This window comes from Leclercia tamurae (assembly GCF_025566055.1).
Lineage (GTDB): Bacteria > Pseudomonadota > Gammaproteobacteria > Enterobacterales > Enterobacteriaceae > Enterobacter > Enterobacter tamurae.
Genome location: NZ_JAMHKS010000023.1, coordinates 1 through 278, shown reverse-complemented (window position 1 = coordinate 278; position 278 = coordinate 1). Strand labels below are relative to the sequence as shown.

The 278-nt window shown below is 53.6% G+C and carries 2 rRNA genes; both read right to left on the bottom strand.

Annotation, left to right across the window (positions count from 1 at the left end):
• Nucleotides 1–79, bottom strand: a 5S ribosomal RNA gene (gene rrf, locus M8318_RS00110); the annotation flags it as partial.
• 98 nt (nt 80–177) lie between these two features.
• Nucleotides 178–278, bottom strand: a 23S ribosomal RNA gene (locus tag M8318_RS00105); the annotation flags it as partial.

The window sequence follows — 278 nt, the reverse complement described above, 5'->3', positions numbered from 1 at the left end:
CACTACCATCGGCGCTACGGCGTTTCACTTCTGAGTTCGGCATGGGGTCAGGTGGGACCACCGCGCTACAGCCGCCAGGCAAATTCTGTTTATCACCCTGCCCTGTGGCAACGTGATGTAATCTGTAATCAGCTGAAAATCGTCTTCTCAGGTCCGCCGAAACAGCTTCGGCGTTGTAAGGTTAAGCCTCACGGTTCATTAGTATCGGTTAGCTCAACGCATCGCTGCGCTTACACACCCGACCTATCAACGTCGTCGTCTTCAACGTTCCTTCAGGA